Genomic DNA, 7,726 nt, shown 5'->3' with positions numbered 1-7,726 from the left:
CGCTGCTGTATGAAACTCTCCCGGAGGCGGCGCTTGACGCGCCTGTCCGGGCTACCAAACCGAGGAAAAGTAGCCCGGATAAGACGTTTACGTCGCAATCCGGGAAAGGCCCCAATATGCATCCCACAGCATTACTAATCCGGAATTGATATTTCCCGCTCGCCGTCAACTGTGGTTGAAATAGACCCAGGCAAAAATGCTTCCTGACGGAGGAGAAAATGAAAGTGGCGCTGTGGCAACGCATAACGGGCTGGCTGGCTTCTTTATCTGACGGTGAAGCCGGGCAGCAGGATACCCAACGCATCATGGAGGCAATATTACCGGTCGCCAGTCTCTACGGAATTGAGCTCGGCAACGTTGAAACAAGGTGGTTTCGCCATGATAAAACATATTGAGCGGCGCAGGACGCGTGAAGCCTACTGGAACGAGGTGTGCTTTGTGTAGCGCGAGGCTGTTTGCGGTTGCGGCGACGCAGGAAGCGAAGCCGCAGCCCTGAACAGCTTTATCCCCCCAGATACATCCGCTTGATTTCCGGATTCGCCAGCACCTCCTGCGCAGGACCCGAGAGCATAATCCTCCCATTCTCCAGCACATAGGCGCGATCGGCGATGGTCAACGCCGCCGTGGCGTTCTGCTCTACCAGCAGCACGGTAATATTCTCCTCCCGCAGCTGCTTAATCGTGGCGAACAGCTCCCCGACAATTTTCGGCGCCAGGCCGAGGCTGGGCTCATCGAGCATCAGCAGTACCGGTTCGCTCATCAGCGCTCTGGCGATAGCCAGCATCTGCTGCTCGCCGCCGCTCATGGTGCCCGCCATCTGAGCACGCCGCTCCTTGAGGCGGGGAAACAGGCTGTACATGCGATCGCGCAGGCGGGTAAAGCCGGCGAGATTATTGTAGGCCCCCATGCGCAGATTTTCTTCGATGGTCAGGTTGGTGAAGATGCGCCGTCCTTCGGGTACCAGCGCCAGCCCCTTACGCACAATCTGATGCGTCTGGCTGCGGGAGATATCCTCGTTGAGAAAATTGACCCGCCCCGTGGAGCGCACCAGGTTGACGATGCCGTTGAGGGTTGAGGTTTTCCCCGCGCCGTTGCTGCCGATAAGGGTAACGATCTCCCGGTCGTAAATATCAATATCAACGCCTTTTAGTCCCTGAATCACGCCGTAAAACACGTTTAATTCGCGCGCGCTAAGCATAACGAACGTCTCCCAGGTAAGCGGAAATCACGCCCGGATCCTCAATGGCTTCCGACATCAGGCCGCTAAACAGCGGCTTGCCGTACTCCAGCACCATCACCCGCTCGCACAGCTTGTTGACGAACGGCATATCGTGCTCGATCAGCAGTACGCTGAGCTGATAGTCGTTACGCATGCGGAAGATCAGGTCTGCCAGATCTTCCGTCTCCTTCGGGTTCATCCCGGCGGCGGGTTCGTCGAGCAGCAGTAATTTTGGCGAGGTCGCCAGCGCGCGGGCGATCTCCACCTTGCGCTGGTTGCCGTAGCTAAGGTTGGTGGCCTGCACGTCGGCGAAATGGGCGATACCGATATCGTCCAGAATCGCCATCGCTTTGGCCTTTGCCGCCCGCTCGGCGGGGTAGTAGCGGCCGATATGCAGCGCCGCTTCCAGCAGCGAATAGCGGCTGGCGCTGTCGAGGCCGACCATCACGTTTTCCAGTACCGTCATCGAGTTAAACAGGCGGATATTCTGAAAGGTGCGGGCGATCCCGGCGTTGACCACCCGGTTCGGCTTCAGCCCTTTTAGCGATTTTCCCGCGAGGGTCACGCTGCCGCTGGTCGGTTTATAGTTGGCGGTGATGACGTTGAACATCGTGGTTTTTCCCGCGCCGTTGGGGCCAATCAGGCCAAAAATTTCCGCCTCGTCGACGTGGAAACTGACGCTGTCGATAGCCCGCAGGCCACCGAACTGCATGGTCACGTCCTGCACCTGTAAAATGACCTTATTTTGCGCCATAGCCGCGGCCCCTTTTGCCCACTTGCCAAATCTCTTTTTTGCCCAGCAGACCTTCGCGGGCGAACAACATGATGATCAGCAGCAGCAGCGAGAACACCACCATCCGCAGGCCCGGATACGCGCCGAGATCGTGACCGAAGAACTGGAGCGGCTGGTCGAGAAAGCGCAGCCACTCGCCGCTGCCGACCACCAGTACGGTGCCGAGCAGCGCGCCGGTGGTGCTGCCCAGGCCGCCGAGCACGATAATAATCAGTAGCTGGAAGGTAAGCATAAAGTCGAACAGGCCCGGCGAGATGGTGGTCAGCAGCGAGGCCAGCAGGCCGCCGCCGATCCCTTCGAAGAAGGCGCTGGTGGCGAAGGCGCAGGTTTTAATGCGAAACGTGTTCACGCCCATGGCGATAGCGGCGTCTTCGTCGTCGCGCACCGCTTTCATCATTCGCCCGTACTTCGACCACACCAGCTGCAGAATCATCCCGGTCGCCAGCAGGGCAAAAAGCCCGCACCAGAACAGCAGATGCGGCTGCTGCGGAATATCGTTGAGGCCAATCGCGCCGTTGGTGATCTGCGGATTGTTGATAGCGAGGATTTTAATGATAAAGCCGAAGCCGAGGGTCACAATCGCCAGGTAGTCGCCGCGCACGCGGAAGACCGGCAGGGCAAGGCAAACCGCCAGCGCCGCCGCGCACAGGCCGCTAATGAGCAGTGCGGGCAGGAATCCGGCGTGCAGCACGAGGATCCACGGGCTGGGCGCGGCCATCTCAAACATATCCAGCTTGCTGTCGCTGGGGAGGATCAGCAGGGCGGTGACGTAAGCGCCGACCGCCACAAAGCCGTTGGGCTCCAGCGACAGCTGGCCGGTCACGCCGTTGATCAGGTTATAGCTGACTGCGAGGATCATAAAGACGAAAATGGTGCTGATGACGCGAATAACGTAGTCGTTGAAGACGACGTTGATCCCGGCCAGCAGCGCGACGCAGAGAGCAATAATGACCAGGTTGCGCAGCTGCGCCCCGGCGGTAGTCGTAGCGTTGAGCATCAGAAACGGCTCCTTTCCAGACGTTCATCGCCCATAATGCCAACCGGGCGGAATAAGAGGACCAGAATCAAGAACATAAAGGCAAAGGCGTCTTTGTAGCCGCCCAGCTCGGGAAACAGGGCGACCGCCACCACCTCGGTAAAGCCGAGAATAAAGCCGCCGAGCACCGCGCCGGTGACGCTGCCGATTCCGCCGAGCACCGCGGCGGCGAAGGCCTTCAGGCCTATCAGCACGCCCATCAGCGGGTCGATGGTCGGGTAGCTGATGGAGTAGAACACCCCGCCCAGCGCCGCGAGGCTGCTGCCGAGGGCGAACACCAGCGAGATAATGCGGTTGGCGTCGATGCCCATCAGGCGCACGGTATTAACGTCGAAGGCCACCGCGCGGATCGCCATCCCGTAGCGGGTGCGGTACAGCAGCCAGAGGATCGCCAGCAGCAGCAGGACGGTGATCAGCGGCACAATCCACGCCACGTTGGTGATAATCACGTCACCAACGGCGCGAGTGTTATTGAAAAATTCCGGTGCGGAAAAGAAGCGCGAGCTGCCGCCAAACAGCACGTTGAACAGGTTTTCAAGGAAGAAGCTGACGCCGATGGCGGTGATCAGCATCGAGATTTTTGATGCCTGACGCAGCGGGCGATAGGCCACCCGGTCGATCAGCATGCCGAACAGGCCGCACAGCGCGAGGGTCAGGAAAACGGCTACCCCGAAGGGTAGTCCAATGGAAGAAAACAAAAACAGGGTGGTAAACGCCCCGACCATCATCACGTCCGCATGGGCGAAGTTGATCAGGCGCAGCACCCCATAAACCATCGTATAACCGATGGCAATCAGGGCGTACATGCCCCCAAGGCTCATTCCATTGACCACTTGCTGGAGAAAAATGGCACCATCCATCTGATATCTCTCTTATTTTCCCTAAATAATTCGAGTTGCAGGACAAAACGGTTAACCGTTTTGAACAGCGCTTGCGCTGGCCCCGTAGGGGCGATGCTCATGGATGAGCCGAGTAACACAGCCAGCGCACATGCAACTTGAAGTATGACGGGGTTAAGGATTAACCACGGTACGAAACGCCAGCTTGCCATCCTTCACTTCGTTGATGACCGCGCTGCGGATAGCGTCGCCGTTTTGTAACGTCAGCGTACCGGTTACGCCCTGGAAGTCCTTAGTAGCGCGAATTTTTTCGTTAACGCAAACCCGGTCGCGCGGGTCGCTGCACTGGTTCATGGCGTTGATAATGACGTTATAGGCATCCGCCGCCATCGCGCCCCAGGTATGGGTCGGCTGCTGGTATTTGGCTTCCCAGGCTTTGATAAACACCTCGCCCGCCGGCGTTTGCTCTTTGGCGTTCGGCGAGTAGTAGTCGGTGGTCATATAGCCGTTGACCGCGTCTTTGCCGACGTCAAAAAAGACCTGATCCGCCGCCAGCCCGTCGCCGCCGACCACCGGCTTGCTCAGCCCCAGCTGCTTCGCCTGTACGGCGATCAGCGCCCCTTCGGTGTAGTAGATAGGCATATAGATCATGTCGACGTTCTTCGCCTTCACGCTGGCCAGCTGGGCCTTAAAGTCTTTGCTGCCGCCGGGAGCCTGAACTTCGATAGGAATGGTGCCGCCGTTTTTCAGGAACTGCGTGCGGAAGGCTTTCGCCAGGCCAACGGAGTAGTCGTTGCTGCTGTCGAAGACGATGGCGGCGGTTTTAGCCTTCAGATCGCGCGAGGCGAGGTTAGCGCCGACCACGCCCTGGAAGCTGTCGGAGAAGCAGACCCGACTGACGTAAGGGTGGTTGCGGGTGACGCGGTCGTTGGTGGCGGTTGAGGAGACCAGCGGCGTTTTACTGTCGTCGGCGATTTTGGTCATCGCCAGGGTATTGGAGGAGGTGACTTCGCCGATCACCGCGTCGACTTTATCGCTGGAGACCAGGCGCTGCATGGCGTTAGCGGCTTCGACCTTGTCGCTTTTATCGTCAATCACGATAAGCTTCACGGTGTCGCCATTTTTTAACGTCGGCGTAATGCTCTGGATGATATCCAGCCCTTTTTGCGAAGGTTGTCCGTAGCCGCTCAGCGCGCCGCTCAGCGGCAAGACCACGCCAATTTTAATTTCAGCCGCCTGCGCGCTGCTGGCACCGACCCACGCGGCAACCAGCGTGGCCATTAAAGACGCTTTCCCGGAAAACTTGTTCATTGTTACCTCACCGTCGGTCGATTATTTATCTTTAACCATCAATGACTGCATAACATTGAGAAATAATTCACCTGGATATCCGGCGAATTATTGGCTGTTATATTGAATAGATAACGAAATATATTTGGTATGCAGATTAACCTTACAACGTCCGTTTCGTTTTTACTCATGCAATATTCTTATTACCTCCAGGCGAGGGCATAAGGCTGATGACAACCCTGTTTTGGGTACGGTGAACGCATTATGCCGGGGGCGGCTGACGCCTTACCCGGCCTGCAAAATCCGCAATATCAGCGTGCACCCGAAAATAATATCCAGGTGCGCCGGTAATATTAAAAATCTATTCTTCTGTCCGCCTGGTTTATTATTTTAGCTGGCTCAAGGGTTTTATTTTTCCATGCAGTGCAGGATTATCGCTTTCGTCTTTCAGGCGCACTCCGGTAAGCCGCCGCAAAAAGGCCTGCTCCAGTAGCCAGGCCAGCTTAAAAGCGGCGGCATCAAAGCTCAGCCCTTCCGGACGGATATTAGAAATACAGTTGCGCTCCGACTCCAGACGCTGACGATGCGGCTGCCAGGTTAAATACACTCCGAGGCTGTCCGGCGAAGAGAGCCCGGGCCGTTCGCCAATCAATATCGCCACCGCTCTGGCCTTCAACGTTTCGCCTATATCATCGCCGAGCGCGACCCGCGACTGGTGCGCCAGCACCACCGGGGCCAGGCTCAGGCCGAGGGTTTGCAGATAGGGCAGCAGGGCGCGAATCAGCGGCACTGCCTGGCGCTGCACGGCGTACGACGACAGCCCGTCGCCAATCACCAGCAGCAGGTCGGCGGGGCGCGCGCCGCTGGCGGCGAGGTCGGCGCGGCTCTCTTCGTTCAGCTGTCGCCCCAAATCCGGGCGATTCAGATAGACATGGCGATCGCTGGCGGCGCTGCGGACGGTCAGCGTCGACAGCCCCAGCTCCGCCAGCGGCTGAACAAGCTGGTCGCTGGCGAAAGGTTGGTGGATAGCATCGCGCGCCCGGGCGTGGGCGAGGCCGAAATTCAGCACTTCGCGGGTCGGCAGGCTGGCGCCGCTGCGCCCCAGCGCAATCCGCGCATCGGTAAACTCACGCAGCGGGTTCCAGGCGTCGGGAGGATTCATACCGGTTCTCCTTGCGGCAGGACGGAAAGCAGCGGATGGCGGGCATCGGTCAGACGCAGCGCGCCGTGGCGGTCAATAATCTGCATCTTCGTCAGCCAGTCGGCGAACTCAGGCGCATGCTGTAAACCCAGCAGTCGGCGGGCGTAAAGGGCATCGTGGAACGAGGTGCTTTGATAGTTGAGCATGATATCGTCTGCCCCCGGTACGCCGATCAAAAAGGTCAGCCCGGCCGCGCAAAGCAGCGTCAGCAGGGTATCCATATCGTCCTGATCCGCTTCGGCGTGATTGGTGTAGCAAACGTCGCAGCCGATGGGCAGCCCCATCAGCTTGCCGCAGAAGTGATCTTCCAGCCCGGCGCGGATAATCTGCTTACCATCGTACAGATACTCCGGGCCGATAAAGCCCACCACCGTATTGACCAGCAGCGGCTCAAAATGACGGGCGACGGCATAGGCCCGGGCTTCGCAGGTCTGCTGATCAACGCCGTGGTGGGCGTTGGCGGAAAGAGCGCTGCCCTGGCCGGTTTCAAAATACATCACGTTGTTGCCCAGCGTGCCGCGGTTCAGGCTAAGCGCCGCTTCCCGCGCTTCCTGCAGCAGCGCCAGATTAATGCCGAAACCGCTGTTGGCGGCTTCGGTACCGGCCACTGACTGGAACACCAGATCCACCGGCGCGCCGCGCTCAATCAGCTGCAGGGTGTTGGTGACGTGGGTCAAAATGCACGACTGGGTCGGAATGGCGAAGCGCTGAATAATATCGTCAAGCATATGGTTTAGCTGCGCCAGCACCGGCAGGCTGTCGCTGGCCGGATTGATGCCGATCACCGCGTCTCCTGCGCCGTACAGCAGGCCGTCGAGCATGCTGGCGGCGATGCCTTTGAGGTCATCGGTCGGGTGATTAGGCTGCAGGCGCACGCTCAGGCGCCCCGGCAGGCCGATAGTGTTGCGAAAACGGGTGACGACCCGGCATTTGCTGGCGGCGAGGATCAGATCCTGATTGCGCATCAGCTTGCTGACCGCGGCGGCCATCTCCGGGGTTATCGCGCGGGCGACCTGGCGCAGCGCCGCTTCATCGGTGGCGTCGTCGAGCAGCCAGTCGCGAAAATCGCCGACCGTAAGATGGCGAATCGCCGCGAAGCCCCGGGCGTCGTGGGTATCGAGGATCAGCCGGGTCACCTCATCCTGCTCGTAGGGAATCAGCGGATTATCGAGAATCTCGGTGAGCGGAACCTCCGCCAGCGCCATTTTTGCCGCCATCCGCTCTTCGGCGGAGCCGGCGATAACGCCCGCCAGCGCGTCGCCGGAACGCGCAGGGGAGGCCTTCGCCAGTAGGGTTTTCAGGCTCTCAAAGCGCCATACCTGGCCCGATAGCGTGGTTTTATACATGT

At 59.1% G+C, this 7,726-nt stretch carries 9 protein-coding genes; 2 read left to right on the top strand and 7 right to left on the bottom strand.

The features are described 5' to 3' along the window. Positions 1-218 precede the first annotated feature (218 nt). Positions 219-395, top strand: a complete 177-nt coding sequence (locus ABLV11_RS01600; RefSeq protein ID WP_004099329.1) for a hypothetical protein — start codon at positions 219-221, stop codon at positions 393-395. Positions 396-502: 107 nt separating this feature from the next. Here ABLV11_RS01600 and ABLV11_RS01595 read toward each other — a convergent pair whose 3' ends face one another. From ABLV11_RS01595 to ABLV11_RS01575, 5 genes are all read right to left on the bottom strand, one after another. After that, entirely contained in the window at positions 503-1,198 is a 696-nt protein-coding gene (locus ABLV11_RS01595; protein WP_070557145.1) for an ABC transporter ATP-binding protein, read from the bottom strand. Continuing rightward, the gene (locus ABLV11_RS01590) at positions 1,191-1,973 is read right to left on the bottom strand and encodes an ABC transporter ATP-binding protein (protein WP_004099331.1); all 783 of its coding nucleotides are present in this window, start codon (positions 1,971-1,973) and stop codon (positions 1,191-1,193) included. The genes ABLV11_RS01595 and ABLV11_RS01590 overlap by 8 nt, the downstream gene beginning before the upstream one ends. After that, positions 1,960-3,009 carry a branched-chain amino acid ABC transporter permease gene (locus tag ABLV11_RS01585; protein WP_126488569.1) on the bottom strand — a complete coding sequence of 350 codons (1,050 nt, stop codon included), beginning with the start codon at positions 3,007-3,009 and terminating at the stop codon, positions 1,960-1,962. Before ABLV11_RS01585 ends, ABLV11_RS01590 begins: the two co-directional genes overlap by 14 nt. Next, positions 3,009-3,908, bottom strand: a complete 900-nt coding sequence (locus ABLV11_RS01580; RefSeq protein WP_049095073.1) for a branched-chain amino acid ABC transporter permease — start codon at positions 3,906-3,908, stop codon at positions 3,009-3,011. Before ABLV11_RS01580 ends, ABLV11_RS01585 begins: the two co-directional genes overlap by 1 nt. A 153-nt stretch (positions 3,909-4,061) precedes the next feature. Then, the gene (locus ABLV11_RS01575; protein ID WP_026055932.1) at positions 4,062-5,168 is read right to left on the bottom strand and encodes an ABC transporter substrate-binding protein; all 1,107 of its coding nucleotides are present in this window, start codon (positions 5,166-5,168) and stop codon (positions 4,062-4,064) included. On the opposite strand from ABLV11_RS01575, the gene ABLV11_RS01570 reads away from it, so the two are divergent. After that, positions 5,161-5,304: a hypothetical protein gene (locus ABLV11_RS01570; protein WP_162556730.1), complete on the top strand. Its 144-nt coding sequence runs from the start codon at positions 5,161-5,163 to the stop codon at positions 5,302-5,304. The two genes, ABLV11_RS01575 and ABLV11_RS01570, sit on opposite strands and share 8 nt — an antisense overlap. 258 nt (positions 5,305-5,562) lie before the next feature. Here ABLV11_RS01570 and eutC read toward each other — a convergent pair whose 3' ends face one another. After that, entirely contained in the window at positions 5,563-6,339 is a 777-nt protein-coding gene (gene eutC, locus ABLV11_RS01565; protein WP_023320412.1) for an ethanolamine ammonia-lyase subunit EutC, read from the bottom strand. Continuing rightward, positions 6,336-7,724, bottom strand: coding sequence for an ethanolamine ammonia-lyase subunit EutB (locus ABLV11_RS01560; RefSeq protein WP_004099337.1), 1,389 nt, complete (start codon positions 7,722-7,724; stop codon positions 6,336-6,338). The genes eutC and ABLV11_RS01560 overlap by 4 nt, the downstream gene beginning before the upstream one ends. Positions 7,725-7,726: the final 2 nt, after the last annotated feature.

Origin of the sequence: Klebsiella sp. GW_Kp181, assembly GCF_040062315.1 — a bacterium.
In the GTDB taxonomy this organism is placed as follows: domain Bacteria; phylum Pseudomonadota; class Gammaproteobacteria; order Enterobacterales; family Enterobacteriaceae; genus Klebsiella; species Klebsiella oxytoca.
This window is presented reverse-complemented; position numbering and strand designations above follow the sequence as displayed.

Coding starts and splice junctions, on each gene's coding strand:
- ABLV11_RS01575 (WP_026055932.1), bottom strand. CDS start 5,168: ATGGCCACGCTGGTTGCCGCGTGGGTCGGTGCCAGCAGCGCGCAGGCG.
- ABLV11_RS01590 (WP_004099331.1), bottom strand. CDS start 1,973: ATGGCGCAAAATAAGGTCATTTTACAGGTGCAGGACGTGACCATGCAG.
- ABLV11_RS01585 (WP_126488569.1), bottom strand. CDS start 3,009: ATGCTCAACGCTACGACTACCGCCGGGGCGCAGCTGCGCAACCTGGTC.
- eutC (WP_023320412.1), bottom strand. CDS start 6,339: ATGAATCCTCCCGACGCCTGGAACCCGCTGCGTGAGTTTACCGATGCG.
- ABLV11_RS01560 (WP_004099337.1), bottom strand. CDS start 7,724: ATGTATAAAACCACGCTATCGGGCCAGGTATGGCGCTTTGAGAGCCTG.
- ABLV11_RS01600 (WP_004099329.1), top strand. CDS start 219: ATGAAAGTGGCGCTGTGGCAACGCATAACGGGCTGGCTGGCTTCTTTA.
- ABLV11_RS01595 (WP_070557145.1), bottom strand. CDS start 1,198: ATGCTTAGCGCGCGCGAATTAAACGTGTTTTACGGCGTGATTCAGGGA.
- ABLV11_RS01580 (WP_049095073.1), bottom strand. CDS start 3,908: ATGGATGGTGCCATTTTTCTCCAGCAAGTGGTCAATGGAATGAGCCTT.